This is a genomic window from Deinococcus sp. HSC-46F16 (assembly GCF_024171495.1).
Classification (GTDB): domain Bacteria; phylum Deinococcota; class Deinococci; order Deinococcales; family Deinococcaceae; genus Deinococcus.
The window spans coordinates 108,248-133,838 of record NZ_JALJZW010000005.1 but is presented as its reverse complement, the minus strand read 5'-3'; the positions used below and the strand labels follow the sequence as shown (position 1 = coordinate 133,838).

The following is a 25,591-nucleotide window of genomic DNA, read 5'->3' as shown; positions in this document are numbered from 1 at the left end:
GTTAGCCGCCCACCACCCGCAGCAGGTGCCGCTCCATCTGCCTCACGCTCTGGCGGGCGGCCTGGGCGCTGTCCATGCCCAGCGCGTGGACGTACAGCGAGCCCCGGTCGGGCGAGAAGGCCAGCGCGACCGTGCCGGGCAGCAGGCCCGTCAGCGACGCCAGCAGGGTGAGCGGCAGGTCGCCCGTGAGGCGCAGGGGCACCTCCACGATCATCGGGTTGAGGCGGGGGCGGGGGTGCAGGGCCATCAGCGCCATGTGGAGGTTGGCCCGCACCAGCTCGGCCAAAAAGGCCAGGATCAGCCCGACCGTGCCCTCGACCCCGCGCACGTAGCCCGTCGTGCCCAGCGCCCGGCGAAACAGCAACAGGACCAGGAAGCCGATGGCCCACCCCAGCGCCAGCGACCGCAGGCTGACCTCGCCCAGAAAGAGCGCCCAGACCAGCCCCAGCAGCAGGTTGAACCCCGCCCCCCTCACGGCCCGCCGCTCCCGCCGGGGGAGGAGGCGGCCGGGTCGGGCGGGCAGAGGGGACACGCGGCAGACATGCGGTCAGCATACGGGGTGCCCGGTCCCGCCTCCGCTCCGCACCGGGCGCCCGATCGCGGTGCTCCGTCGCGTTGAAGGGGCGACCAGCGTCCCTTCACCTCCTCTGCGACCGCTCTCCATGACGGATGCTCGCTTCACTCGGGCCGGACCAGTGGAGGGCCATCCCCTCCACTGGTCCGGCCACCGCTGTCAGGACACCGCGTCGGGCCAGCTTGTCAGCCGGGCGCGGGTCCAGAACTCCAAAAAGCCCTCGACCTGGGCCATGAAGTCCTGAAAACTCAGCGACTTGATCAGGTAGGAACTCGCGTGCAGGGTGTACGCGCGGGTGATGTCGTGGTCGTGGTTGGAGGTGGTCAGCATCACCACCGGAATCTGCACCAGCCGGGGGTCGGCCTTCATGGCCTCCAGCACCTCGAAGCCCGACATGCCCGGCATGTTCACGTCAAGCAGGACCACGTCCGGCAGCGTGGAGCCGGGAGTGCGCAGGTAGGTCAGCGCCTCCTGCCCGCTCCCCACCGTCGTGACCTCGCACAGGTGGGCGTATTCCGCGAACACCTCCTCGGCGAGGTGGCGGTCCATCAGGCTGTCGTCGACGAGCAGCAGGCGCAGGGGACGGCTCACGGCCGCAGCCTCCCCTGAGCACAGGTGGGCCGGGTCAGGGAGGTGGGCTTTAGGAGACGCATAGCTGAGACTCATGTTAACGGTCCAGACGGGGGAACGTGGGCGGATCTCTGCCTCCTGCTTCCTAAAAAAGCTTGAACGGTCTCAAGGGCTGGCAGGGAAAGCGCTAAAGACGGCTTCAGGTGCGGGGCGCCGCCCCCTGCGCCCGACCCCGCGCTAGCCTGCGGCCCATGACCAAGCTGTCCCCGTCCTCCCGGCCCCGCATTCTCGTTGCCAATGACGACGGCATCTTCTCGCCCGGCATCAAGGCGCTGGGCCTGGCACTGGCCGAGGTGGGCGACGTGGTGGTCGTCGCGCCCGACGTGGAGCAGTCGGCGGTGGGGCACGGCATCACCATCCGGCGCCCGCTGCGCTTCAAGCACACGGCGTCGGCGGGCTTCGGGGAGATTCCGGCCTACCGGGTGGACGGCACCCCCGCCGACTGCGTGGTGCTGGGCGTGCACCTGCTCGGAAGGCCCGATCTGGTGGTCAGCGGGATCAACGTGGGGCCGAACCTGGGAGACGACCTGACCCACTCGGGCACGGTCGCAGCGGCCATCGAGGGGCTGGCGCTGGGGCTGCCGTCCATCGCCTTCAGTGCGCGGGCGAATGCGGACGGCGAGTACGGCTTCGCGGCGGGAGCGGCCTACGCGGCGCGGCTGGCCCACGAGGTGCTCTCCAGGGGGCTGCCGCCGCGCGTGCTGCTCAACGTCAACTTTCCGGCGGGGACCCCGCGCGGCGTGCGGGTCACCCGCGTGGGCGAACACCGCTGGGAGGACTCCATCGTGACCCGGCAGGACCCCGAGGGCCGCGAGTACCACTGGGTCGCGGGACAGAGCACGGCCCCCGACGCCGACGACCCCGCGACCGACTACGGGGCGGTGGCGGCCGGATACGTCAGCGTGACGCCCGTCCGGCTCGATCTGACGGCGCGGGACCTGCTGGACGAGGTGGGCGGTTACGTGCCGGAGGTGTGATCCGGTCCCAGACTGCGCTGCACCTCGAACTCCCAGGCCCGCACGCCGTCCGGCACCGCCAGCGGCGGCACCTCGCCCGCCCAGCGGCTGGCGACGAGGGCGAGGCCGGGCTGCTGCGGGCTGGTGAGCAGTTCCGCGCCGAGAAAGCCCGGCTGTCCCGGCAGCGTGTCCAGCCACGCGGCGAGGGCACGTCCGGCGGCCTCTCCCTTCGCCTCGGCGTAGTGGACCCGGTGCGGGGCGCTCACTCGTACAGGCTCAGCGGGTCCTTGGGATTCCAGCGCAGGTAGGTGCCGAAGTGCAGGTGCGTGCCCGTGCTGCGGCCGGTGTTGCCCACCCGCCCGATCACCTGCCCCTGCGCGACCGTCTCGCCCGCCCGCACGAGGTTGGCGCTGAGGTGCGCGTAGCGGGTGATCCAGCCGTCCGGATGTTCCAGCACCACCGTCCAGCCCCAGCCGCGCTTGAAGTCGGCCCGCGACTCGATCACCCGGCCCGAGCGGGCGGCGCGGACCGGCGAGCCGTGCGGCGCGAGGATATCCACCCCGTAGTGCATCTCGCGCTCGCCGTCCATGATGCGCTGGCCGAAGTCGCTGCTGATGCCCGCGTACCCCGCCACCGGCCACAGCCACCCGCGCGAGGAGGCGGGCGCCGCGCTCACCCGCACTGACGCTGCCCGCACCACCGCGCCGCCCGTTCTGGCCGGAGTCGCCCGCAGGCCCGAAGCCACCGTGCGGGGGGGAATCCGGACGGTGGCACCCGCCCGCAGCACCTTGCCCCCCCGGTAGGCCGGATTGGCCCCCAGCAACTGCGCGAGGCTGACTCCGTAGCGCCGCGCGATCACGGTGAGGTTCTCGCCGCCCCTGACCCGGTGGGTGCGCCCCGCCAGCACCCGGTCGGGAATCCTGAGCACCTGCCCGGCCCGCACGTAGTTGGCGTTGCGGAGGGCCGGGTTGGCCGACTTCAGGGCGGCGATGCTCACGCCCGCCCGCCCCGCGATCACCGTGAGGTTGTCTCCCGGCTTGACCCGGTAGCTCCCCGCCGCCTCCGCCGTGCCCCCAGGAAGGAGGCCGGGCAAGAGGAGGGCAGCGGCGGCCAGCAGGCCCCGCACCACCGGACGACGGGAGCGCCGGATGAGAGTGGGATTCACGTCACTTAGTGTAATGGCGGGATTGAACTGCGGATGTGAACCAACCTGTCGCGCGTTACCTTGCAAATATGTCAGGCCCCCCCTACGCCCCGCCCCCCGGTTTCCGGCGGCTGCGCCTGCTGCTCGCCTGGAACGGCTCGGGCTTCGCCGGGTGGCAGTCGCAGCCCCATGCCCCCAGCGTGCAGGACACCCTCCACGCCGCCTTCGCCCGACTGGGAGCGGGGGAAGCCGCCCGCCCGGTGGCTGCCGGCCGCACCGATGCGGGAGTCCACGCGGAGGCGATGCCCGCGCACATCGACGTGCCGGAAGCCTTCCGGATACCCACAGAGCGGCTGGCCCGTGCCCTCAACGCCCACCTCCCGGAGAGCGTGGCGGTGCTGGAGGCGGGCGAGGCCCCGCCCGGCTTCCACGCCCGCTTCTCCTGCACCGAGCGGCGCTACACCTACCGGCTGCTGCACGCGCCCCAGCGCCATCCGCTGTGGGCGGGACGCGCCCTGCACGTGCCGGGGCCGCTGGACGTGCCCGCCATGAATGCCGCCGCCCGGCCCCTGATCGGCACCCACGACTTCGCCGCCTTCGCCACCCAGGAAGACCGTCAGACGGTGCGCGAGTTGCGGGCGCTCGCGGTGCGGCCCGGCCCGGCCGTGTACGGCGGCCAGGTCTGGGAGGTCCACGTCGCGGGCGAGAGCTTCCTGCGGCACATGGTGCGGGGGCTGGTGGGCACGCTGCTCCTGGTGGGTCAGGGCAAGCTGGCGGCGGGGGACGTGCCCGCCATCCTCGCCGGGCGCGAGCGGAGGCGGGCAGGGGCGAACGTGCCCGCGCAGGGGCTGACCTTCACCGGGGCGAGTTACGGCACCCCGGTCAGCACCACATACCGCTCCTCGCGGTAGCTCAGGCCGCGTGGGGTGGCCCGCTGGTTCCATTCCCCCAGCCGCGCTTCTTCCTGCATCCACGTGCAGCGGGTCGCCCAGTCCTCCGGGGTCGGTGCCCAGGCCTGCACGGACACGCGCCACTCGCCCAGCAGGTTCCAGCCCACCGCCCGCAGGCGCTCCGGCCCCTGGGGCACCTCCAGCTTTGGCCCCACGTACAGGAACCGGGCACCCGGCGCGGCGAGTTCGGGCAGCCGCAGAATCACGCCCGTCGGCCCCCGGCGCGACACGATCAGGTCGAAGGGGCCGCGCAGGGCCTCCGGCACCGCGCCCTTGCCGTCCCAGAGGTGGAAGTCGGCGTGGGGAGCATGCACGCGGGCCTGCGCGAGCAGCTCCGGCACCCGGTCGTAGGCCACCCAGCGGGCGACCTCGCCCCCAAAGCGGGCCGCGTCGGGGCCGTGGCCGCAGCCCGCCTCCAGCACCCGGACCTCCGGCCCCAGCCGCCCTTGCAGCAGCGCGTCGAAGGTCAGTTCGGGGTCGGGACCGTCCAGCTCGCGGGTCCAGGGATGGCGGTAGCCGCCCAGCTCACGGGCCAGGCGGGCATACCACTCGCGGGAATGGGGACGGTCGGGCATCTGCCCAGGGTAGGGCGCGGCGCTCAGCCCCGCTTGGTCACCCCGTCGGTCGTCATCAGCACCCCGTACAGCTCCGGGCGGCGGTCGCGGAAAAAGCCCATTCCGGCGCGGAACTTCCTCGCTTCCACGAGGTCGAGGGTGTGCAGCAGCGGCCCTTCCTCCGTCTCCCCGAACTCGGCCACGATCTCGCCGGTGTAGTCGGAAATGAAGGAGTGCCCGTAGTAGGTCTGTTCCAGGTCCCCGACCCGCTCGGTGCCGATGCGGTTGGAGGACCCCACGTAGGTCGAGTTGCTCACCGCGTGCCCGACCATCGCCCGCTGCCACATCTGGTAGTTGTTGGGCGTCTCGACCTCGGCGGGCTCACTGCCGATGGCGGTGGGGTAGAGCAGGAAGTCCGCGCCCATCAGCATCATCGCCCGGGCGGTCTCGGGGTACCACTGGTCCCAGCAGATGCCCACGCCCACGCGCCCGAACCTGGTCGGCCACACCCGGAAGCCGGTGTCCCCGGTGGCGAAGTAGTACTTCTCCTCGTAGCCGGGGCCGTCGGGGATATGGGTCTTGCGGTAGTTGCCGAGAATGGCCCCGTCCGCGTCGATGCACACCAGCGAGTTGTAGTGCGCCTGCCCCGCCTGCTCGAAGTACGAGAGCGGCAGGACCACGCCGAGTTCCTGCGCCAGATTCTGGAAGCGCCCCACGAAAGGATGATCGTCCAGCGGATGCGCCAGCCCGAAGTAGTCCTCGCGTTCGACCTGACAGAAGTAGAGGTTCTCGAACAGCTCGGGCAGCAGCACGACGTTGGCCCCCTGCCGGGCGGCGTCACGCACATGGGCCTCGGCGCGGGCGAGGTTGTCTTCAAGCTGGCTGGTCATGTGCATCTGCACGACGGCGAGCTTGACGGTCTCGGGGGTGCGGGTCATGGCCCCAGGGTACCCGGCCGGGGCGCGGGGCAGGGTGAAGGGCAGTGCAGGCTAAAGGACAGCGGGTTCGGCGGCTTCACGGAGACTCTGGAAAGGCGTGTTAGCGTGCCCGCATGACCGCTTCCCCCTCCGGCACCACCGAGGTTTTCTTCGATTTCCTGTGCCCGTACGCCTGGCGCGGCGTGGAGCTGGCCGCCGTGCTGCGCGGGGAGGGCGAGACGTTCAAGCTGCGCCACTTCTCGCTGACCCAGGGCAATCACCCCGAGAACGCCGGTCAGGCCGCGCCCGTGTGGTGGCTGACCGACCAGCCGCTGGGCGAGGGTGACCGCTTTCAGCAGGCCAGCCTCCCCGCCTTCCTGTCCGCGCAGGCCGCCGCCCGCCAGGGCGAGGAGCAGGCGTGGGCCTACACCCTCGCCCTGTACCGCGCCCACCACGAGGGGAAACAGCCGCTGGAGGAGGCCACCTTCGTCCAGGCGGCGCGGGACGCGGGTCTGGACCTGGACCGCTGGGAGGCCGACCGTCAGGACGAGGCGGGCCTGCGGGCCAGCCTCCGCGCGGACCTCGCGGACGCGGCGGAGATCGGCGTGTTCGGCACGCCCACCTTCGTCCTGCCGGACGGGAGCGCCGCCTACTACCGCTTCGAGAACCTCACCCGCGACCCGGACACGGCCCGCCAGTGGTGGGCGCTCTACGGCGAGGTGCTGAATGCGGGCGCCGGAATCGCCACCATCAAGCGGGCAAAGAACCGTCCGGCGAACAAGGCCTAATCGCCCAGGCCCAGCCGCCGCGCGACCTCGCCCTGCGGCCGGGCCAGCCCGCTGCGGACATCCATATAGGCGCGGTACGCGGGGTCGAACGGGTGGACGAGCACGGCGGTGACCCCGTGTTCATCCACCTGCATTCCCTGAAGACAGAAGCCCGCCCGCAGCTTGGGAATGAGCACGGCATTGTTGGTGGCGTGGTGGTGGCTGCGGACGAGGGCGTAGCCCTCTCCCCGCAGGAACTCCAGCACGGTGGGCAGAAGCCGCGAGTACACGCCCCGGCCCCGGTGCCCTGGCAACAGCGCCGTGTTCACCATGTAGGCGGTGCGGGTGTCCCACTGCCGTGACATCTGCCAGCCCACGACCTCGCCTGCATAGCCGACCAGCCAGGCATAACGGGGCACGGCCAGCGGCGGCAGGGGCGCGGGGCTTTGCCAGTCGAAGCTGACGGTCGCGTAGGCGGCGGCCTCCAGCTCGGCGTAGACCGCGCGGAAGACCGTCTCCGGCACGGGGTGGAGGGTGTAGCCGCCCCCCAGGTTCACCCCGTCGCCCGCCTGGGCGGGGAGGGGGAGGTGGGGGGGCGTGGGCGAATCTTGCTCCGGCAGCTCCCCCAGGCCCAGCCGCCGCGCCGCCTCCCCGCTCGCCTGCCGGAGGCCGCTGCGAACGTGCATCGCGTCCCGGTAGGCCTCGTCCAGACTCAGCGTGAGGGCCACGTTCAGCCCGCCCTCGTACAGATTCAGGCCCTGCACGAAGAACCCGGCCCGCAGCTTGGGCACGAGCACGCGGTTGTTGGTCGCCCGGTGGTGGCTGGTGACGAGGGTGTAGCCGGCGTCCCGGTACACGTCCAGCACATGCGGCAGCAGCCGAGTGTAGAGGCCGCGCCCCTGATGCTCGGGCAGCAGCCCCGTATCGGCCATGTAGATGGTGCGCTCGTCGCGCTGGTGCGCGTGATGCCAGCCGATCAGCTCGTCCCCGTGGTAAAGGCCCCACTGGAACGTCTCGCCCAGCGGCACGGGGGCCTTGACGGACGGCCCGAAAGTGTACCCCCAGCCGCCGCCGAAGATGCGGCCTTCCAGCCGGGCGCAGGCGTCGCGGTAAATCTCGTAGGAGACGGGGCGGGCCTCGTACCCATCCCCCAGCACGATCACTCCCCGTTCCACAGCGTTCCGGCGGGCTGCTGCTGGGTCAGGCAGTGGAAGGAGCCGCCGCCCTCAATAATCGCGCGGCTCATCAACCCGATCACCTCCCGGTCCGGAAAGAGGGGCCGCAGCACCTCCAGCGCCCGCTCGTCGTTGGGGTCGCCGTACAGCGGCACGGCCACGAAGCCGTTGCCGATGTAGAAGTTCGCGTAGGTGGGCGGCAGCCTCCCCTCGGCCCCCTCCAGCCGGGTGGCGGGCAGGGGCAGTTCCACGATGCGGAAGGGTTCGCCGCTGAGGTCGGTCATCCCCCGCAACTCGGCCAGATTCTTCGCCATCACCGCGTGGTTGGGATCCGTCTCGTCCTCTGCCACGCTCGTGACGATGGTCCGCTCGTCCACGAAGCGGGTGATGGTGTCGATGTGGCCGTCGGTGTGGTCGTTTTCGAGGCCCCCGTCGAGCCACAGCAGCTTCTCGATGCCCAGCGTCTCGCGCAGGAGCGCCGCGTACTCGGCTTCCGTCAGGTCGGGATTGCGCGTGTCGGTGAGCAGGCAGGAGCGGGTGGTCAGGCCCACGCCCGCGCCGTTGACCTCGATGCCGCCGCCTTCCAGCACCTCCGGGCGGTCCCAGTGGGGGAGGTTCAGGTGCGCGGCCACGTGCTCGGGGATGCGGTCGTCGTTTTCCCACTCGAACTTGCCGCCCCAGGCGTTGAAACGCCAGTTTACCAGCGACACGCGGCCCTGCCCGTCGCGCACGAAGATCGGGCCGTTGTCCCGAATCCACGAGTCGTCCAGCGGCACCCGGTGGTAGGTGACATCTGCTCCCACCAGCCGCGCCCGCGCGTCCGTTTCGCTTTCCTCGTCGCGGACCAGCAGGTGCACAGGCTCGAAGCGGGCCACCGTCCGCACCAACTCGGCGTAATCGCCCCGCACCCCGGCGAGGTGCCCGAACCAGAGGTCGTCGTCGGCGGGCCAGCTCATCCACGTCGCGGCGTGTTCGGCCCACTCGGCGGGCATGACAAAGCCCCGCTCGCGCGGGGTGGGGTCTGCGGGAGAGAAGTGCTGCATGGCCGGTATTAAAACAGACCCGGCCTGGGCCGCAGGGTGACGGGGGCCTGGGCGACCCTGGCTTCAGCGGAAGTTCAGCCCCACCCGCAGGCCGGGCGAAAAGAGGTTCAGGCCCTCGCCCTCGCCGGGCAGCAGGAAGGTGTACCCCAGGCTGCCCTCCGCGAAGGCCGTGACCGAGCGGGCCACGCGCACTTCTCCGTTGATGAGCAGATGGGGCCGCACCACCGTCAGGATGCCATTGTGCCGCTCGAGGCCCAGTCCAGCCCCGGCCTGCACCCGGCTCGCGGTGTTCGGCGTGCCCACCAGCGGAAAGAGCACACTCGCGTCTGCCCCGAAGCCCAGGGTGTAGCCCACCAGGCTGCGGACATCCACGCCCGCCCGCAGCGCGTACCGCTCGGCGTCGTAGGTGGCCTGCACGCCCACGCCGAAGTCCAGCGGCGTATCCACCGAGAGCCGCACGCCGTAATAGGTGCTCGGCGCCGCCTGCGCCACGCCGCAAGCCAGGGCCAGCAGGCCGCCGCATATCAGGAGTTTGTTCACATGCTCAGGATAGGGCGGGGACAGGCGTTAGTGAGGCGCACATCAGCGGCGTGTCAGGGCTGACTATCGGTGAAGGTCAGGCGCGGCAGCCGCTCGAACGTCGCCTCTTGCAGCCGCACGGGCAGATACCAGCCGTCAATGGCCGACGTGACCCGCGGCTCCGGCAGCGTCATGTGCAGCAGGGCGAGGCGGCCCCCCCGGCGCACCAGCACCGACGCCCTCAGTTCGCCCGCCTGGATGCACTGCACGTCCGGGCGGCAACGGCTGTCCTGCACCCGCAGCACAGTCAGGGTGAACTCGCCCAGCCGTCCGGTTTGCCCCGGCTGAAGTTGGAGGGTGGCAGCACTCGCCGTTCCCACGAGGGTCAGGAGGAGGGCAGACAGGAGGCGGCGCACGACTCGCTCAGCCTCAGCCCAGCAGCGGCCCGCCGTCCGTGCAGGCGAGCGCCCGGAAGTGCCGGGCCTTGTCGGGCAGGCCCATCGCGTCGTAGCACTCGGCGAGCTTGAGGGCGAAAAACTCCACCGCGCGGCAGTCTTCCCGGCGCTCGGCGGCCTCCAGACACTCGCGGTAGTGCAGCACCGCGAGGTGGTACTGGGCTCCAGCGGCAGCGTGTTCGGCTCGGCAGTGGCTCATCCGGAGGGACACGATGTCGGTGCGAACGCCGTTCATGGGCCTGAGTGTAGACACCCTGCCGGGCAGATGAATGAAAGATGAAGCGGATTCGGCCGTGCAGACGCTGTTCTCTGAACTGGGTCAAATCCCACCAGGAGCGGGGATCGGGCGCGTCCGGGGCCTACCCAACGATCCGCGCCCGCACGCTCAGCGTGGGCAAATTCACGTCCCCCAGCCGCACTTTCAGAGCCGTGCCGGGGGCGGCGGGCGTGCTGACGGGCACGTCGAAGGCCAGCTCCGGAATCAGCAGGGTGGCCTGCGGTCCCCGGCGGTCGACCACCACGGCGTCCCACTCGCGCTCCGGCTGCGCGGCGACAAAGCGCAGGGTGTGGTGCCTGCGGCTGAGGCGCTCGGCCTGCCGGGTGGCGTCGGCGTTCATGCCCGCCTGCGCGACCCGCTCCGCGACCGCCTTGCCGCCCAGGGCCTCGCCCCCGTTAAGGTGCGCCCGCAGTTGCTGGTGCACCACCAGGTCGAGGTAGCGCCGCATCGGGCTGGTCGCCTGCGCGTAGAGGTCGAGGCCCATCCCGTGGTGCGGCCCCGGCGCGGGCTGAAAGCGGGTGCGGGCCAGCGTCTTGCGCCGCGCCCACTGGGCGGGCAGGGTGTCGCCGCGCACCTCCCGCGTGGGGGCGTCCTGGGTGGCGAAAGGCAGCGGGATACCGTGGTCGTCGGCATAAATGGCCGCCCCCCACCCCGCCAGCGTCATGCACTCCTGCACCACGAAGCGCATCTCCGGCTTGGGCAGGGGCAGGACGGCCGCGCCGTGTTCGTCGGCCTTGACCCGCACCTCCGGCAGGTCGATGGAGAGTGCCCCCTCCCCCTCACGCAGCTCGCGGCTCGCGCGGGCGAGGCGGGCCAGCGAGACGAAGGGTTCCTCGCCCGCTTCCAGCCGTTCCTGGGCCTGGGTGTAGGTCAGCCGGGTGACCCGCACGGTGGTCAGGTGCACGTCCACCGCGTCGGCATTCCCGTCCGCGTCCAGATCCAGCGCGATGGACAGGGCGGGCGAGGTTTCGTGCAACCCCAGCCCCGCCCGTTCGACCATCCCGTCCGGCAGCATCCCCACTGTGCGGTCGGGGAGGTAGAGGGTCGCGCCCCGCGCCCGCGCTTCCTGGTCGAGCGGGCTGTCTGGCGGGACCAGCGCAGCCACGTCCGCCACGTGGACCCACAGCCGGGTCAGGCCCCCGCCGAGGGCTTCGAGGCCCACCGCGTCGTCGGGGTCGCGGTTGCCCTCGTCGTCGATGGCGAAGGCGGGAAGGTGCGTCAGGTCCAGCCGGGGTTCCGGGGCGAAGTCGGGCACGGGCAGCGCCACGTCTTGCAGCGCGGCCCCCAGGCGGTCGGCGTAAGGCGTCCGCGCCTCATCCCACAGCCCCAGCCGCAGCAGCAGGGCGTGGGCGGCTTCCGGCGTCTCCGGCTGCCCGAGGTCGCGCAGGGTCCGGCTCTTTTCCGCCTTGCCCCGCGCGAGCAACTCCACCTCCGTCCGCTGGGCAGGCGTGAGATCCGGCAGGGCAGGCGAAGGGCTGGTCATGGGGATGAGGATACGGGGCGGCGGCCTTGGGAGCGGATTGAAAAGCCGAGATTTCTAAATCCTGAAGTTGAGGTTTGGACTCAGTGCAGACAGATGGAGCCTGGGAACAGGAACTGGACCCGAAAAGGTTGTCTCCATCGGGACATTTCCGGATCAACATCTTCGCCTCCATACCTAACCTAGAAATCCAGTCTTGACAATCATGGATACAGATGTTTCTATTTCGTCAAAGGAGGAGCGCATGAATGAGCAGGCGAACGAAGGGTTTCGCGCACAGGTGGAGCGTCTGGTGGCCGAGGGCAAACTCACCCCCGAGGAAGGGCAGGAGCTGCTGGGGGAACCGGAAGGCATGGCGGTCGAGGACGTGCCGGAGGACATGGCCGCGCATTACACGGCATCTGGCGAGGACACGCCGCCCGACCTACAACTGGACGTGAGCGGCTTTACGCTCCGGGTCGTGCTCGACTCGGGGGTGGTCAGTCCGCAACTGCACGCCAGCGAGGACGGCAAGCTGCTGCTGGAAGCCCGGCCCGACGGCTGGCGGGTGGCGCGGCGGCCGGGGCAGGAGCACCTGGGCTGGAGTTCGGTCAGCGCGGTGCTGAGTTTGCCCTTTTCCCCCCGGCATGTGCGGGCGCGGGTCAGCGGCGGCAATGTGACCCTGCCCGACCTCGGCGGCGAACTGGTCGCGCAGGTCAGCGGCGGGAACCTCCGGGCGGGCCGCGCGGCCAGCCTGCGGGCGGAGGTCAGCGGCGGCAACCTCACGGCGGCCGAACTGAGCGGCCCCACCCAGGTCAGCGTGAACGGCGGCAACCTCTCGCTGGAGGGTGCTCGCACCCTGAATGCCACCGTCAACGGCGGCCACCTGAAATGGGCCGGATGCCTGACGGGGGGCGAGCACCGGGTGGAAGTCAACGGGGGAGGAGCCACCCTGCGCCTGCTGCCGGGCAGCAGCGTGACCGTGGAGGCCGACGTGACCGTGGGCAGCTTCAAGGCCGATTTCCCGACTGAGCGCCGGGGCAGCTTCATGACCACGCAGCACACCGGGCGGCTCGGCGCGGGCGAGGCCCACCTCTCCTGCCGGGCGACGGCGGGGCAGGTCAAGGTGGTGACGGCATGAGAGAGAAAGTCCGCCGGATTCTCGACCTCGTGCGGGCGGGCAAGCTCACGCTGGAGGACGCCGCCCCACTGCTCGCCGCCCTCAGCCCCCGGCTGGCGATGACCGACGCCGACCGCGAACTGATCGCCTCGCTGCTCTCGCGCGGCGAACTCGACAGCGGGCAGGTGGCCGAACACCTGCTGCTGCTGCGCGGGGTCAAGGACCTGCCGCAGCCGCCGCAGCCGCCCCGCCCGCCGCAGTTTTCCGGCAACTGGGTGTGGGACGGGCGCGGACGCCGCGGTCCCGGCCCGGTGAACATTCCCGTGAACATGGAGGGCATCATGGACAGCGTGGGTTCCGTGCTGGAGCGGGTGGGCGAGGTCGTGGACGCGACCCACGGTCACGGCCCGGCGCACCGCCAGTCCCCTTCCGCCGCGCCGCGCATCCTGCGGATCGAGGTGGAGTCCAGCGAGGGCGACAGCTACAACGCCAACCTCCCGGTCAGCCTCGCGCCCCACCTGGGCAAACTGATTCCCCGCCACGGCATCGAGGCGCTGGAGCGGGCCGGCTTCACGCTCGAAGCCCTGCAACTCCTGCTGGAGTCCGGCCCCCCGCCCGGCAACCTGATCAGCGCCGAGGACAGCGAGGGCAACAGCGTCACCATCACCCTGAAATGAGGCCGGGGGGGAGGCGGGGAAGCCGAACTGGCCCCCGCCTCCGCCCGCGCCCCGTACCCTGACCCCATGTCCAGACCCCTGCCCCTGCCCTTTCCCGACGAGACGGAAGCCCCACTCGTCACCGAACTGCGTTTTCCCACCAGCGGCGTGACCGTGCGCGGCGTCTTCGACCTCAACGAGTTCGCCACCCTGTCCCCGGAAAATCTGGAGTTCCTGCGGCTGTATATCCGCGTGCGCGGCAACCTCAAGGAAGTCGAGCGGGTCTTGGGCCTGAGCTACCCGACCGTTCGCGCCCGCTTCGACACCCTGCTCCGCGCCATCGGCTACGAACCCGAACCCGCCGACCCCCAGAGCGAGGTGCTGCTGAGCCTGGAACGCGGTGAGATCACCCCCGACGAGGCGGCACGGAAGCTGCGGCGTTAAGCTCCACCGCCCTTCGCGCGTAGGACGCCGCGTGCGGGGCGTGGGTGGGCACGTGGGCGGTGGCGGCGAGCGGCTTTCGCGGCCTCCCGGTGCACTTTTCGCGCCGCCGCGTGTGCGGCGAAGGCGGCTCCCGCGCCGCTGGCACGGGGAGAGCTCACCGTGCCCACGCCCGCGCCGCCTCAATTGCCTCACGAGGTCGGGAGTCGTCCGGGCAGGCGACCTCGAACAGCGGCAGGACGCGCTCGGCCTCATCGGTGGCAGCCAGGGCGGGGGCGCGGTGGGCTGGGTCGGTGGGGGGATTCCGCTCAGAGCACAGCCCGGTACATCTCGTCCAGGGTGAGCGTGCAGTCCAGGCAGGGTACGCCGACCTCGCCCCCTTCCCGGTGTTCGCGCATCTGCCAGCCACCCTCCCGACGCTGATACTCCACGACGTAGCGCCCCTCCTGCGACACGAGCAGGTGGCTCTTCAGGCTGGGAATGGCTGTATACATGCCGTATTTCCCGACGCGGTCGTGCGAGGCGGGGCTGGGGGAGAGGACCTCCACGAGCAGGCAGGGCGAGGTCTTGGCTTGACGGTCCGTGTCGTGCTGATCGCACACCAGCATGACGTCCGGGGAGAAGAAGGAAGTGGTGTCCTCCACCCGCAGCTTCATGTCGCTCTGGTACAGGCGGCATCCGGCCCGCATGGCGCCGGGATACAGAGTCGCTGCGATGTTCATCCAGAACAGCACATGGGCCTCGCTGGCCCCGGCGTGCGCGTGCAGCGGGTACACGAAGCCGCCCACGTACTCGTGCCTCTGGGCGCTCTTTTCCTCCAGGCGCAGGTATTCCTCCACGCTCATGGCCTGGGGGCGGGGCCGCTCATGGGCCTACCGCAGTCCCGCGAGGTCGTCCCACACCAGCCGGACCTCGCGCAGTTCGCCGCCGGGGAGGGGAACCCTTTTCACGCCGTCCTCGCGCCCGCCCTGCCGCGCGTACCACGCCCGCGTGGGGTTCACGTCCAGCACCCACAGGGCCAGCGAGCGGTGCCCCTGTTCGCAGAGCTGCCGGGCCACCTCCACCAGCAGCGCCCGCCCCAGGCCCAACCCCTGCACGCCCTTCAGCGCGTAGAGGGTATAGAGCTCCGCGTCCACGCCCGGATGGTCGCGCGGCGGCCCGGCCGAGGCGAAAGCGAGCACCTCCCCCTCCCGTTCCCCCACGAGGACGAGTTCTTGCCCCTCCGCGATGGTCCTCTGCCAGTTCGCCTCCCGCCGCTCGCGCATGGCTTCATCGGTCATCCGGGGCAGGAAGTCGTCCGGCAGCAGCCCAGCGTAGGTCTCGCGCCAGCTCGTGACGTGGACCCGTGCCAGGGCGGGCGCGTCAGTGGTGGTGGCCGTCCGCAGGCGGTAGGAGAGGGGCGGGGTCATGCCGCAGCCTAGACGACCCCGCCGGGTGGGGGTACCCCCAGGGGCTGGCGGCGGCCCCCGCCGGGCGGGTAGCCTGCCCGCCGTGACATGGAGGGCGCCGGGGTCCCTGGCGAGCAGTCCGGAATTCCGGTTCCGGTACGGCTCGCTGCTGGTCGTGCTCGTCGGGGTGATGGTCACGTCGGTGGTCACGCTGCTGCTGTCGCCGGGCTGGAACTTCCCGGTGTCTGACCGGCTGGGGCTGGGGGGGCTGGCCCTCAAGAACGTGGCCCTCACCGTGTGGCTGTGGCGGCGACCGGACCACTTCACCCGGATCGGCCTGATCGAGCTGGTGCTCGAGGGCCTGGGCGGACTGGTCAAGCTGTGGAGTGCGCTGCTGGTCGAGCAGACGGCCTACGGCCTGGGCGGGTACGTGTACTGGCTCTCGCTGAATTACTTCGTGGCGGCGCTGGTGCTGCGGCCCCGCGCGGCGCTCACGGTTTCGCTGGCCTGGTTCGCGGCGCTGCTGGGGATCGGGGTGGCGTACGGGCTGACGCCGGGAATTCCCGCCGAGCGCCGCGTCCTGTGGGCCAATGCGCTGCTGCAACTGTACCTGTCGCACCTGACCCTGATCGCCTTCCTGACCGTGCAGGGGCGGCTGCTGCGGCGGTACCTGCGGGCCATCGTCCACGCCGAGCGGCAGGCCCGTTTCGCGCATGTAGACGGCCTGACCGGACTGCCCAACCGCCGCCAGCTCGACGCCTGGCTCGCCGAGGCCGAACGCGGCGGGGCCGAGGACCCCTGGAGCGTGATTCTCTTCGACCTCGACCACTTCAAGGCGATCAACGATGCCCACGGCCACGTGATGGGCGACCGGGTCTTGCAAGCGGTCGCGGTGGCGGCCCGCAAGGCCCTCGGCGCGGGGGACCGGCTGGGGCGCTGGGGCGGCGAGGAGTTCCTCGTGGTGCTGCCGGGGCGGACGCAGGCGCAGGCGGCGGAGCTGGCCCGGCGGCTCTCGGAGGCGGTCGCGGGGCAGGAGGTGCCGGAGGTCGGTCGGGTCACCGTGAGCTGCGGCGTCGCCCAGGCCTGGCCCAGCGAGGTCGCCGGGGACGTGCTGCGCCGCGCCGACGGGGCGATGTACCGCGCCAAGGACGAGGGCCGGGCACGGGTGCGGCTGGCGGGATGATGCGGACTCATACGGTTGCCGTCCCATCGGTTCTCGAACCGGGAAAGCGCCGACCGGAGAACTCCTTGTCCGGCCACCGTTGTGTTCCTGCTCGCTCCGCCCCGCAGCTTTGCCAGTCCGCTCGGGGTGAACAGGGTGTGTCACGGCTGGGCCGGAATCCGTCTCAGCCTTGCCCCCCCTTGCCCCGCCCCGCCCGCCACTGGGCATAGGTCATCCGGTCGATCTGGAAGGTGTCGCGCGTGCGGGTGTAGGTACCGCGTCCGCCCATCCGCCCGATCAGGTCCAGCGCCGCCGTGTCCACGTACAGCCGCTCGGGGTCGGCCAGTGCGTCCGCGTGCAGGTGCAGCCCCAGCACCTCCCCCAGCACGATGCGGGTGCGGCCCACCGTCACCGTCTGGACCTCGCGGCATTCCAGCGCGGCTGGACTCGCGGCCACGCGCGGCACGGCCACCCGCACGCCGGGTGCGAGGTCCAGCCCCACCGCCCGCGCCTCGCCCATTCCGTGCGGAAAGTCGGTCGCCGTCTCGTTCATCACTTCGGCCAGCACCGCCCCCACCAGATTCACGGTGAACTCGCCGCCGGAGCCGATGTTGAGCGCGGTGTCCTTGGGCGTTCCGTCCGGGCGGTCGCCGGGGGCAAAGGCCACCACGCCGGGGTCCGACCCCATCAGGCCGAAAAAGGAATAGGGTGCGAGATTGACCTCGCCGCCCGGCCCCAGGGTGCTCACCCAGGCGATGGGCCGGGGCACCACGACGGCGGTGAGCAGCTTGTAGCGCTCGGGGGCGGACAGGGCGGCGAAGTCGAAGTGCCGGGTCTCGGGCGTTGGGGCCTCGGGGGTCATGGGGCCAGCCTAGCGGCGCTATCCTGCCCGCGTGCCAGGCGACCCCCTCACCTACCGCGAGGCCTACGCGCGGCTCTCGCGCATCGCCGCCGAACTCGAAACCGGCGAGGCCGACCTCGACCGGGTGCTGCCGCTGCTCGAAGAGGCCCGTGCCGCCTACGCCGCCTGCCGCGAGCGCATCGCGGCGGTGCAGGCGGCCCTCGCGGGCGACTGGGGCGAGGACGGGGCGGGGCCGGACGAAGAGGACGAGGCGGAGCCAACCCCCGAGCCTGACGACGACCCCTTTTGATGTCCTTTCCCCGGTCCAGCCGGGTATCCTCCTCTCATGAGTGACGCCCGCCGCGCCCCCCCCGACGCCGCCGGAGCGGCCCCCCGCGTAAGTCCCCTGGTGTACCGGGCCGTCGTCTTCGTGATGGGCCTGCCGCTGCGCCTGCGGGGCGAGCGGGTGGAGGTGCAGGGCCAGGGGCACGTACCGTCCCCCGGCACCCCGCTGATCGTGGCGGCAAACCACCGCACGGCGCTCGACCCCTTCATCATCGCGGCGAGCCTGCCGCCGGGCCGCTTCCTGCAATTCATGGCGAAAAAGGAGCTGTTCGTGCCGGTCATCGGCCACATCATCCGCGCCGGGGGGTCTTTTCCAGTGGACCGCAGCACGAACGACCTCGGGGCGGTGCGGACCAGCCTGCGCATCCTGCAAGCGGGCGGCACCCTGGGCATCTTTCCGGAGGGCACGCGCGGCGGCGGCGAACTGCACGGCGGGGTCGCGCTGCTGGCCCTCAAGGGGAAGGCCCCGATCCTGCCCGTCGGCCTGCGGCGCGAGGGCAAGCGCTGGCTCGTGCGCTTCGGCCCCCCCCTGCCGCCCACCGGGGGCATCAAGGCCCTGACCGCCGAGGTGGGCGACCGCCTCGCGGAACTCGCCGGGGAGCCGCTGCCCAGCCGGGTGGACGAGGGGGCGCTCTAAAGTTCCTTTTCCCCCGCCCGCTTTGCCCTATAGTGCCCCCCGACGGAGGCAGGGAAAGCCGGTGGAAGTCCGGCACTGTCGCGCAACGGTAACCCCCCGCCGTGGGGGGAAGTCCGAACACCGGCCCCGTCCCGGTCTGCCCCCAGCGGGCGAGCCGGTTGGCCTGACCTCTCGCGGACTGGAGGAACCGCCCTGGCGCTGCGGACCCACTGGGTCGCTGCCCCTGGACGTGCCGAGACCCCCACTCCGCCCCCACCGGGGCGGTTTCGTCGTTTCCGGCCCCCACACGCGGAGGAGAGCCCAGAAGGAGCCCCACCCATGAAGACTCTCCTGACCGTGTCCCTGCTCGCCCTGCTGCCCACCGCAGCGGCGACGACCTACCCCCTCACCCTCACCGACGACCTCGGGCGCAAGGTGACCCTTCGCTCGGAGCCCAAGCGCATCATCAGCATGGTGCCGAGTCACTCCGAAACCGTGTGCGCGATCGGCGCGTGCGGCAAGCTCGTCGGGGTGGACAAGTACAGCGACTACCCCCAGCAGGTCGCGCGGCTGCCCAAGGTGGGCGACCTCTTCGCCCCCGACGTGGAGGCAATGGTGGCCCTGAAGCCCGACCTCGTGCTGGTGAGCAAATACAGCAAGCTCGACGGGCCGCTGACCCAGGCGGGCATCCCCACCATCGCGCTCGACATGGAGAAGTACGACGAGGTCTTCTCCAAGACGTTGACCCTCGGCCGGATCGTGAACCGCGAGGCGCAGGCCAAGAACGTGGTGCTGAACATTCGCCGTGACATCGCCAAGGTCGAGATTCTGACCAAGAACGCGGTGCGCAAGCCCACGGCTTACTTCGAGATTGACCCCACCCCGTACTCCATCGGGCCGAACTCTTTTATGGGCGTGCTGCTCACCAAGGCGGGAGCCCGCAACATCATCCCGGCCTCGCTGGGCGACTTCCCCAAGGTGGACCCCGAGCTGATCGTGAAGGCCAACCCCGAGCTGATGCTGGGCCTGACCCGGCAGGCGGCGGCGGCCCGGCCGGGCTGGAGCGGCCTGAAGGCGGTCAAGGCGGGCCGAGTGCTGGACATCCCCAAGGACCTGAACACCATCCTCAGCCGCCCCGGTCCCCGCATGGGGCAGGCGCTGCGGGGGCTGGCGCGGCTGGTGCACCCGGAACTGTTCCGGTGAGGCTGTGGACTATGAGCTATGAGCCTTGAGCGGGCGGCTGCCGTGACCACGCCGCGCCTGTGGCGGGTGGGGCGCACCGCCGCGCTGGTAGCGGCCCTCCTCGCCGCCGTCGTGCTGGCGGTGGGCCTGGGGAGCGTGACCATTCCCCCCGGCGAGGTGCTGGGTGCCCTGGGGCGCGGGGTGGCGAGCCTCTGGACCGGCGCGGTACTGTCCCCGGAGGACGTGATCGTGTGGCAACTGCGGCTGCCGCGCGTGGCGATGGGCGTGCTGGTGGGCGCGTGTCTGGCGGTGTGCGGGGGGGCCTTTCAGGGCGTCTTCCGTAACCCGCTGGCCGACCCCTACCTGCTGGGCGTGGCGAGCGGGGCGGGGCTGGGGGCCACGGTCGCCATCGTCGCGGGGTGGCCGCGCCCGCTGGTGCCGGTGGCCGCGCTGCTGACGGCCCTCGCGGCGGTCAGCCTGACCCTGACCCTGGCCCGTGAGGGCCGCCGACTGCCCCCCACCCGCCTGATTCTGGCCGGGGTGGTGGTGGGCAGCATCCTGAGCGCAGTGTCCACCTTCCTGATCCTGCGCGGCGAGGACCGGGCACGGCAGGTGCTCGCCTATACCCTGGGCGACCTGGGCTTCAGCGGCTGGGGCGACGTGCTGACCGTGCTGCCCTACGCGCTGGCGGGGGGCGGCCTGCTGATGCTGCTGGGCCGGGCGCTGGACACCCTGCAACTCGGGGACCTGACGGCCCGCAGCCTGGGGGTGCCGGTCGAGCGGCTGCGGCTGCTTGTCGTGCTGGCCGCGAGCGTGGCGACCGCTGCCGCCGTCGCCTACGTGGGCATCATCGGGTTTGTGGGGTTGGTCGTGCCGCATGTGGTCCGGCTGGCGTGGGGGGCGGGGCACCGGGTGCTGCTGCCCGTCTCCGCGCTTGCGGGGGGGACCCTGCTCGTGCTGGCCGACCTGCTGGCCCGCACCACGCCGCTCTCGCAGGTGGGCGTGGTGACGACGCTGCTGGGGGGACCGTTCTTCCTGTGGCTGCTGCGGCGGGGGGGCCATGACTAGTTCCGTGGTCGGCATAGGAACGCTGGAGGCCCGCGACCTCCACGTCCGCGCCGGGAGCTTTCCCGCCGTGCAGGGCGTCACCGTCGCCTTCCGGGAGGGGGAGTTCAGCGCGGTCATCGGGCCGAACGGGGCCGGAAAAAGCACGCTGCTGCGGGCGCTGCTGGGCCTCACGTCGCCGGAAGCGGGCGAGGTGCGGTTGCTGGGCCGCTCCCTCCCGCAGTGGACGCGAACCGAGCGGGCACGGACGCTGGCCTATCTCGCCCAGGGTGAGGGCCTTCCGGAAGCGGCGCGGGTGCGCGACGTAGTGGCGCTGGGGCGGGGCGCGGGGGAGTGGACCTGGGGCCTGCTGCCGCGCCGTCCCTGGACCGCCGAGGACGAGGCGGCGGTGGACCGCGCCCTGGACCGCACCGACACGGCCCGCTTCACCGAGCGGCGGGTGGGCGAACTCTCGGGCGGCGAACGCCAGCGGGTGAGCCTCGCCCGTGCCCTGGCCGCGCAGCCCCGCTTCCTGCTGCTGGACGAGCCGACCAACCACCTCGACCTCGCTTACGGCCTGGAGATCATCCGGCACGCCCGCTGCGAGGCCGCCGGGGGCCTGGGGGTGGTGGCCGTGCTGCACGACCTCAACCTCGCCGCCCGCGCCGACCGCCTTGTGCTGCTGGCCCAGGGCCGGGTGCTCGCGCAGGGCACCCCCGCCGAGGTGCTCACGCCCGCGCACCTGCATGCCGCCTACGGGCTGCGCGTGCGCGTGCTGCACGACGGGGACCGTCCCCTTATCCTTCCGGAGGACTGATGCCCGCCAAGTACTTCAAGACCAACGGCCACCTGCTGGTCTGTCAGGGCCAGAACTGCCAGGCCAGAGGCTCCGTGCTGCTGCACAAGGCGCTCTGGAACCACCTGGAGCGGCAGGCGCTCGCCTATTACAAGACGGGCGGCACCGTGCGCCTCACCGAGAGCGGCTGCCTGGGCGCCTGCTCGTTCGGCCCTGCCCTCTGCGTCTACCGCGCTTCGGAGGGCCGTCTGGAGGAAGGCTGGTACGCGGCGGTGGATTTCCCGCTGGCCATGCGCATCGCCCAGGCCGTGCAGGACGGGGCGGCGTTGCCGACGGAGCGGAAATACGGGCCGGAGTAGGCCGCCGCCTCTGACCAGGAGCTTCCCGTTTCCAGCAACCGCCCCCGGCTTCATAGGCCGGGGGCGATGCTTGATGTGGATGGAACGCTGGACCCTGTTCAGGCGGCGTGCGGTTCTCCGAGTCTCTCCCGTTACCCCGGCAAGTCGGCCAGCGCGTCGAGGATCAGGAAGTCCGGCCGTCCCACCGTGCCGCTGGACTGCATCGTGGCGCGGACCTCCGGGTCGTTCAGGAAGCCTTCGAAGGCTTCGCGGCTCTCCCACTCGAACAGGACCCGGACCTGACTCGGGTGGCCGGGCACGGTAAAGACGCGGCTGCGGCGGCTGCCATGCTTCCGGCGTGCCCTGGCCCCCGCCGTGGCGAACACGCCGATGAACTTCTCAAGGTCGCTGATCTCGACAGTCGCCCAGATATGGATCATGACGTGTCTCTTTCTTCAGACAGCCGCAAGCTTAGCCCCGCACCACTTCCAGCAGCTTCTCGCCGTACTTGCGCAGGCGCTCCGGTCCCATGCCGCGCACGGCCTTCAGGTCGTCCATCGTGTAGGGCACCCGGCGGGCGATCTCGGCCAGGGTCGCGTTGCTGGCGATGATGAAGCGGCTGACCTCCTGACGCTTGGCCTCCGCGTTGCGCCACTCACGCAGCCGGGCGTAGATGGCCGCCTGCTCGTCGGTGAGGTCGGCGGCGGGGTCGGGAGCCGCGCCTGCCTCAGCCGCGACGGGCAGGTCGGGGGCAAGGTCGGGCGTAGCAGGGACGGGGTCTGGCTGGGGCGTGGGCTCCGGCGCACTGGCGGATTCGTCGTCGGCCGCTTCGTCGGCAGGAGTCTCTTCGGCAGGCACGGCCTCCTCGGAGGGCTGCTCGGCTTCCGGCGCGGCCAGGGGCGGCTGAACCTCCAGTTCGGGCTCGTCGGGGCCGTCACTGACCGGGATGGGCAGGGGAGCGGGCTCAGCGTAATCGCTGCCACTGAAGACGATCTCGGGGGTCCAGACTTCTTCCTCGGGTTCGGCGGTCGTGGGGGCCTGGGGCACCGGAGCGTCGGGGGTGGGCGCCTCGAAGGTCACGCGGGTGGGCGGGCTGTCCGGCTGTGGCTGAGCGGGGCGGGCCGTGTCCGGCTCGGGACGGTCGGGCGCGGGCAGGCGGCCCAGGCGCGAAGCCTCGGCCCCCGTCCCGTCGGTCGGCCTGCCCGAACGGTCACCCCGGTCGCGGCCGAATCGGTCACGGTTCCGGCGGAAGCGCGACTCGTCCTCGCGCTCGGGGCGGCGGTCCTCGGTCCGTCCCTCCTCCCGCACCACGGGCGCCTCGCCGCGCAGCAGGATCAGGGCCGTCTCGGCATCCTGAAGGCCCGGCGTGAAGACCACCCCGCCGTCCACACTGCGGGTCGCGGCCAGCACGCCGCCGGGGGGCCAGGGGGTGTCGGGAGCACTCTCGGGCGGCAGCAGCAGCGCCGTGGGGCCAAAGGGCAGGGCGCCGCCTCCCAGCCGCTCGGCCAGGGCCGCCACTGTGCGGGCCACCCGCGCCAGGCGCAGCGGCAGGGTCGCCACGTCGCGCAGCGCGAGGGCCACGGCGGTGTCCGAGGGGGCGGGCGCGGCGGGCGTGGGCGCCTCGCCCTGCCCGAACAGCAGGGCGAGGTCGGTGTCCCCGAAGCCGGTCAGCGTCACCCCGTGGCGGTAGACCACATAGGTCGCGCCCTGCGCGAACCAGCCGCCGCCGGGGGCCAGGGTCGCGTCCACGATCACGGGCACGCCTGCCCGCTCGGCGCGGCGCAGCAGCCGTTCGTCGGGTTCGGCCAACCACACGGCCCGCGCCCCGCTCCAGTCGGCGTCCAGTCCGGCAGCGGCCAGGCCGAAGTTGGCGAGCGCTGCGCGGCTCACGCCCAGGCGCTCGTCCACCCGCACGGTGCCCGGCCCCAGCAGCGCCCCGAGTTGCCGGGCCAGCGCCGCTTCGCCCGCCAGGGTCAGGCCCCACCCGGCGCCCTCCAGGTCGGCCAGCGCCCCGGCCAGCCGCGCGTGGGGGTCGCCGCGCTCGGCGTGCAGGGCCACCAGCCGGGCGTCGGGGCGGGCGGGAGGAGAGGGGAAATCAGCAGTCATGCTGCCCATTGTGCCGCACCGCGCCGGAAGCGCGACCCCCGGATGGAGGGGAGGTCAAGGCCCGTGGGGAGATGTCCGGCCGCCGGGTGCCGTACGGTGGGGCATGCGACGACTGCTCCTGACGGCCCTGCTGCTGTTGCCCGCCCCCGCCCTCGCCGGGGGTCAGGAGGGGCCGCCCCCCGCCGCGCCCCGCACGGCGGCCACCGCCCCGGTCCTGCGACTCACAGCGCCGGTGGGGACCACGGTCTACCTGATCACCGAGACCGTCTCGCGCACCGAGATCGAGAGTGTGGAAGTCCAGGGTGAGGACGCCGCCGAGCTGGAGGCGGCGGTGCGGGGGGGCCTCGGCGCGGCTGGGACCCAGCGGACGACCGGGGAATCCAGCACCCGCGTGCAGTCGCGCGGCGCGGACGGCTCGGTCACCCTGCGGGACACCGCGTTGATTCCCCTGCCCGACGGGAGAGAGGTGGCCCTGCGCGTCTTCCAGACCGTGCGTCCGAACGGCACCCGCACGGGGGTGCGCTTCGAGGTGGATGACCCGACCCTCCAGCAGGTGTTCGCCGGACTGAACAGCGAGCAGTTCCAGCGGCAGTTCGCCACCAACGACCCCGCCAACAACCTCTACGGCTTTCCCCTCGTGCCCGGCCAGAGCCGCACGGCCACAGCCACGGTGGATATGCAGGCGCTGCTGACGGGCCTGTTCGGGGGCCTGCTCGGCCCGGAGGCAGCCGACTTCCCGGCGGTGCAGGCCTCGCCGATGACCGCCCGCACCACCACGACCTACCGGGGTTTGAACGCGGCCCGCCAGCACGTCTTCGAGACCAGCAGCACTTTCGCCCCCTGGAGCGTTCAGTTCGGGGGTGGGGCGGACAGCCCGGAGTTCCGCGCCGAACTGCTGTCCCAGGGCAGTCGCAGCACGACGAGCACCCTGTTCCGCGCCGACGGCCTGACCGCGGGCGGCACCCAGAGCCAGACCCTGCGGATGCGCGTCACGACGACCGGCCCGGACGGCGAGACCATGCGGGTCACCTTCCGCGTGACCACCGAGGCGACGGTGCGTGCCCGCTGAGGGGCGAGGCTCCCCCTCCTGTCCGGTCCCCTAGCGCCCGAAGCGCCGCTCCCGCCCCTGGAAGTCCCGCAGCGCCCGCAGGAAATCCACCCGCCGGAAGCCCGGCCAATACACGTCGCAGAAATAGAACTCCGAGTAGACGCTTTGCCACAGCATGAACCCGCTGAGCCGAATCTCGCCGCTGGTGCGGATGATGAAGTCGGGGTCGGGCGTGCCCGCCGTGTACAGGTGGGCGCTGATGTGGTCGGGCTGCAACTCCGCGATGACCTCCGGCAGCGTGGCCCCCTCCGCAGCCCGGCGCGAGAGGTGGCACTTGACCGCGTCCACGATCTCCTCGCGGCCCCCGTAGCCCACGGCGATGTTCAGGGTCATGCCGTCGTACCCGGCGGTCTTGGCCTCCAGTTCGCGCAGGGCGTCCAGCACGTGCGGCGGAAAAGCGTCGTGCTGCCCGATGGCCCGCACCCGCACCCGGTTGGCGTGGATGCGGGGATCGGTGGCGAGGTTCCGGGCCTCGCGCTCCAGCAACCCCAGGATGTGCGCGAGTTCGCCGGGGTCACGGCTGGTGTTGTCGGTGGAGAGCACCCAGATCGTCGCCGCCGGGATGCCCAGTTCCAGGCACCACTGGAGGACCTCGTGCGCCTTGTCCGCCCCGAAGGAGTGCCCCAGTTCGCGCTGCATCCCAGCGGCGCGGGCGTAGCGGCGGTTGCCGTCCAGAATCAGGCCCAGGTGCCGGGGCAGCTTGCCGTGTTGGCGGACCTCGCGGGCCAGCCGCTGCTCGTAGCCCCACAGCAGCGCCCCCCGCCCGGTGTCCCTGACCTTCTGGACGGTGCGCAGCGCGGTGTGCAGGGCAGGGCGGCTCATGTCGGGGGGCAGTCTAGCGCCTGGGGTCCGGGGGCGGGGTCCCTCCAAAGGGGGAGGTCATACGGGACGGCTCTGATTCCAGAACATCCGGGAAAGCGCCATAGGGTCTTCCGTCGCCGCCCCATCCCGTACTTTGTGCTTCTCGCTCTGCTTGGCAGCTTGACAAGTCCGCTCGGATGATTCCTGGGAGTCATCGCAAGTTGGTC

Annotated in this window: 33 protein-coding genes and 1 riboswitch; of the genes, 14 read left to right on the top strand and 19 right to left on the bottom strand. The window is 71.7% G+C overall.

Annotation, left to right across the window (positions count from 1 at the left end; translation table 11 throughout):
- Position 1 precedes the first annotated feature (1 nt).
- Complete coding sequence (locus L1280_RS11780) at positions 2–532, bottom strand: Na+/H+ antiporter subunit E (protein ID WP_253582490.1); 531 nt, start codon at positions 530–532, stop codon at positions 2–4.
- Positions 533–733: 201 nt separating this feature from the next.
- The gene (locus L1280_RS11775) at positions 734–1,165 is read right to left on the bottom strand and encodes a response regulator (RefSeq protein ID WP_253582489.1); all 432 of its coding nucleotides are present in this window, start codon (positions 1,163–1,165) and stop codon (positions 734–736) included.
- 230 nt (positions 1,166–1,395) lie between these two features.
- Here L1280_RS11775 and surE point away from each other — a divergent pair, with 230 nt between their 5' ends.
- Entirely contained in the window at positions 1,396–2,181 is a 786-nt protein-coding gene (gene surE / locus L1280_RS11770; protein WP_253582488.1) for a 5'/3'-nucleotidase SurE, read from the top strand.
- On the opposite strand, the gene L1280_RS11765 is transcribed toward surE, so the two are convergent.
- Together L1280_RS11765 and L1280_RS11760 are read right to left on the bottom strand one after the other, a co-directional pair.
- Positions 2,163–2,426 (bottom strand): hypothetical protein, encoded by a 264-nt coding sequence (locus L1280_RS11765; protein WP_253582487.1) that lies wholly within the window; start codon positions 2,424–2,426, stop codon positions 2,163–2,165. The two genes, surE and L1280_RS11765, sit on opposite strands and share 19 nt — an antisense overlap.
- Entirely contained in the window at positions 2,423–3,325 is a 903-nt protein-coding gene (locus L1280_RS11760; RefSeq protein ID WP_253582486.1) for a peptidoglycan DD-metalloendopeptidase family protein, read from the bottom strand. The genes L1280_RS11765 and L1280_RS11760 overlap by 4 nt, the downstream gene beginning before the upstream one ends.
- A gap of 68 nt (positions 3,326–3,393) precedes the next feature.
- Between L1280_RS11760 and truA the strand changes: the two genes are divergently transcribed.
- Positions 3,394–4,215: a tRNA pseudouridine(38-40) synthase TruA gene (truA, locus tag L1280_RS11755; protein ID WP_253582485.1), complete on the top strand. Its 822-nt coding sequence runs from the start codon at positions 3,394–3,396 to the stop codon at positions 4,213–4,215.
- Here truA and L1280_RS11750 read toward each other — a convergent pair.
- Positions 4,173–4,829, bottom strand: coding sequence for a trans-aconitate 2-methyltransferase (locus L1280_RS11750; RefSeq protein ID WP_253582484.1), 657 nt, complete (start codon positions 4,827–4,829; stop codon positions 4,173–4,175). The two genes, truA and L1280_RS11750, sit on opposite strands and share 43 nt — an antisense overlap.
- Positions 4,830–4,852: 23 nt before the next feature.
- Complete coding sequence (gene aguB / locus L1280_RS11745; RefSeq protein WP_253582483.1) at positions 4,853–5,746, bottom strand: N-carbamoylputrescine amidase; 894 nt, start codon at positions 5,744–5,746, stop codon at positions 4,853–4,855.
- 113 nt (positions 5,747–5,859) lie between these two features.
- On the opposite strand from aguB, the gene L1280_RS11740 reads away from it, so the two are divergent.
- A complete protein-coding gene (locus L1280_RS11740; protein ID WP_253582482.1) occupies positions 5,860–6,513 on the top strand; it encodes a DsbA family protein in 654 nt (217 codons plus the stop codon).
- Here L1280_RS11740 and L1280_RS11735 read toward each other — a convergent pair.
- The 6 genes from L1280_RS11735 to L1280_RS11710 form a co-directional block, all read right to left on the bottom strand.
- Complete coding sequence (locus L1280_RS11735) at positions 6,510–7,667, bottom strand: GNAT family N-acetyltransferase (RefSeq protein ID WP_253582481.1); 1,158 nt, start codon at positions 7,665–7,667, stop codon at positions 6,510–6,512. The two genes, L1280_RS11740 and L1280_RS11735, sit on opposite strands and share 4 nt — an antisense overlap.
- Positions 7,652–8,710, bottom strand: coding sequence for an agmatine/peptidylarginine deiminase (locus L1280_RS11730; protein ID WP_253582480.1), 1,059 nt, complete (start codon positions 8,708–8,710; stop codon positions 7,652–7,654). Before L1280_RS11730 ends, L1280_RS11735 begins: the two co-directional genes overlap by 16 nt.
- 63 nt (positions 8,711–8,773) lie before the next feature.
- A complete protein-coding gene (locus tag L1280_RS11725) occupies positions 8,774–9,250 on the bottom strand; it encodes a hypothetical protein (RefSeq protein WP_253582479.1) in 477 nt (158 codons plus the stop codon).
- Between the two features lie 53 nt (positions 9,251–9,303).
- Positions 9,304–9,645, bottom strand: coding sequence for a hypothetical protein (locus L1280_RS11720; protein ID WP_253582478.1), 342 nt, complete (start codon positions 9,643–9,645; stop codon positions 9,304–9,306).
- A 13-nt stretch (positions 9,646–9,658) separates the two neighbouring features.
- Positions 9,659–9,919 (bottom strand): hypothetical protein, encoded by a 261-nt coding sequence (locus tag L1280_RS11715; protein WP_253582477.1) that lies wholly within the window; start codon positions 9,917–9,919, stop codon positions 9,659–9,661.
- Positions 9,920–10,043: 124 nt separating this feature from the next.
- On the bottom strand, positions 10,044–11,444 hold the full coding sequence (locus tag L1280_RS11710) for a ribonuclease R family protein (RefSeq protein ID WP_253582476.1): 1,401 nt from the start codon (positions 11,442–11,444) through the stop codon (positions 10,044–10,046).
- A 241-nt stretch (positions 11,445–11,685) separates the two neighbouring features.
- On the opposite strand from L1280_RS11710, the gene L1280_RS11705 reads away from it, so the two are divergent.
- From L1280_RS11705 to L1280_RS11695, 3 genes are all read left to right on the top strand, one after another.
- Entirely contained in the window at positions 11,686–12,561 is an 876-nt protein-coding gene (locus L1280_RS11705) for a hypothetical protein (protein WP_253582475.1), read from the top strand.
- The gene (locus L1280_RS11700; protein WP_253582474.1) at positions 12,558–13,217 is read left to right on the top strand and encodes a hypothetical protein; all 660 of its coding nucleotides are present in this window, start codon (positions 12,558–12,560) and stop codon (positions 13,215–13,217) included. Before L1280_RS11705 ends, L1280_RS11700 begins: the two co-directional genes overlap by 4 nt.
- A gap of 66 nt (positions 13,218–13,283) precedes the next feature.
- Positions 13,284–13,640 (top strand): DUF2089 domain-containing protein, encoded by a 357-nt coding sequence (locus L1280_RS11695; RefSeq protein ID WP_152871437.1) that lies wholly within the window; start codon positions 13,284–13,286, stop codon positions 13,638–13,640.
- A gap of 154 nt (positions 13,641–13,794) precedes the next feature.
- Here L1280_RS11695 and L1280_RS15845 read toward each other — a convergent pair whose 3' ends face one another.
- The 3 genes from L1280_RS15845 to L1280_RS11685 are packed head-to-tail and all read right to left on the bottom strand — an operon-like array spanning position 13,795 to position 15,046.
- Complete coding sequence (locus tag L1280_RS15845; RefSeq protein ID WP_371922912.1) at positions 13,795–14,046, bottom strand: putative immunity protein; 252 nt, start codon at positions 14,044–14,046, stop codon at positions 13,795–13,797.
- Complete coding sequence (locus L1280_RS11690; RefSeq protein ID WP_253582473.1) at positions 13,946–14,482, bottom strand: Uma2 family endonuclease; 537 nt, start codon at positions 14,480–14,482, stop codon at positions 13,946–13,948. The genes L1280_RS15845 and L1280_RS11690 overlap by 101 nt, the downstream gene beginning before the upstream one ends.
- Positions 14,483–14,509: 27 nt before the next feature.
- On the bottom strand, positions 14,510–15,046 hold the full coding sequence (locus tag L1280_RS11685; RefSeq protein ID WP_253582472.1) for a GNAT family N-acetyltransferase: 537 nt from the start codon (positions 15,044–15,046) through the stop codon (positions 14,510–14,512).
- Positions 15,047–15,128: 82 nt separating this feature from the next.
- Between L1280_RS11685 and L1280_RS11680 the strand changes: the two genes are divergently transcribed.
- Positions 15,129–16,208, top strand: coding sequence for a diguanylate cyclase (locus tag L1280_RS11680; RefSeq protein WP_253582471.1), 1,080 nt, complete (start codon positions 15,129–15,131; stop codon positions 16,206–16,208).
- Between the two features lie 163 nt (positions 16,209–16,371).
- Here the strand turns inward: L1280_RS11680 and L1280_RS11675 are convergent, their stop codons facing one another.
- Positions 16,372–17,049, bottom strand: coding sequence for a flavin reductase family protein (locus L1280_RS11675; RefSeq protein ID WP_253582470.1), 678 nt, complete (start codon positions 17,047–17,049; stop codon positions 16,372–16,374).
- A 31-nt stretch (positions 17,050–17,080) separates the two neighbouring features.
- On the opposite strand from L1280_RS11675, the gene xseB reads away from it, so the two are divergent.
- The 6 genes from xseB to L1280_RS11645 all read left to right on the top strand — a co-directional run bounded on the left by xseB (position 17,081) and on the right by L1280_RS11645 (position 21,370).
- A complete protein-coding gene (xseB, locus tag L1280_RS11670; protein ID WP_253582469.1) occupies positions 17,081–17,338 on the top strand; it encodes an exodeoxyribonuclease VII small subunit in 258 nt (85 codons plus the stop codon).
- Positions 17,339–17,374: 36 nt separating this feature from the next.
- Complete coding sequence (locus tag L1280_RS11665) at positions 17,375–18,010, top strand: 1-acyl-sn-glycerol-3-phosphate acyltransferase (RefSeq protein WP_253582468.1); 636 nt, start codon at positions 17,375–17,377, stop codon at positions 18,008–18,010.
- 52 nt (positions 18,011–18,062) lie between these two features.
- Positions 18,063–18,132: riboswitch (cobalamin riboswitch) on the top strand.
- A 196-nt stretch (positions 18,133–18,328) separates the two neighbouring features.
- A complete protein-coding gene (locus L1280_RS11660; RefSeq protein WP_253582467.1) occupies positions 18,329–19,192 on the top strand; it encodes an ABC transporter substrate-binding protein in 864 nt (287 codons plus the stop codon).
- Positions 19,193–19,210: 18 nt separating this feature from the next.
- The gene (locus L1280_RS11655) at positions 19,211–20,239 is read left to right on the top strand and encodes an iron ABC transporter permease (protein ID WP_253582466.1); all 1,029 of its coding nucleotides are present in this window, start codon (positions 19,211–19,213) and stop codon (positions 20,237–20,239) included.
- Entirely contained in the window at positions 20,232–21,032 is an 801-nt protein-coding gene (locus tag L1280_RS11650; protein ID WP_253582465.1) for an ABC transporter ATP-binding protein, read from the top strand. Before L1280_RS11655 ends, L1280_RS11650 begins: the two co-directional genes overlap by 8 nt.
- Positions 21,032–21,370: a ferredoxin gene (locus L1280_RS11645; RefSeq protein WP_253582464.1), complete on the top strand. Its 339-nt coding sequence runs from the start codon at positions 21,032–21,034 to the stop codon at positions 21,368–21,370. Before L1280_RS11650 ends, L1280_RS11645 begins: the two co-directional genes overlap by 1 nt.
- A gap of 131 nt (positions 21,371–21,501) precedes the next feature.
- Here L1280_RS11645 and L1280_RS11640 read toward each other — a convergent pair whose 3' ends face one another.
- Positions 21,502–21,789, bottom strand: coding sequence for an antibiotic biosynthesis monooxygenase (locus L1280_RS11640; protein WP_253582463.1), 288 nt, complete (start codon positions 21,787–21,789; stop codon positions 21,502–21,504).
- A 31-nt stretch (positions 21,790–21,820) separates the two neighbouring features.
- Positions 21,821–23,455 (bottom strand): HRDC domain-containing protein, encoded by a 1,635-nt coding sequence (locus L1280_RS11635; protein WP_253582462.1) that lies wholly within the window; start codon positions 23,453–23,455, stop codon positions 21,821–21,823.
- A 103-nt stretch (positions 23,456–23,558) separates the two neighbouring features.
- Here L1280_RS11635 and L1280_RS11630 point away from each other — a divergent pair, with 103 nt between their 5' ends.
- Positions 23,559–24,524 carry a hypothetical protein gene (locus L1280_RS11630; protein ID WP_253582461.1) on the top strand — a complete coding sequence of 322 codons (966 nt, stop codon included), beginning with the start codon at positions 23,559–23,561 and terminating at the stop codon, positions 24,522–24,524.
- A 30-nt stretch (positions 24,525–24,554) separates the two neighbouring features.
- Here the strand turns inward: L1280_RS11630 and L1280_RS11625 are convergent, their stop codons facing one another.
- Positions 24,555–25,385 (bottom strand): isoprenyl transferase, encoded by an 831-nt coding sequence (locus L1280_RS11625; RefSeq protein ID WP_253582460.1) that lies wholly within the window; start codon positions 25,383–25,385, stop codon positions 24,555–24,557.
- Positions 25,386–25,591: the final 206 nt, after the last annotated feature.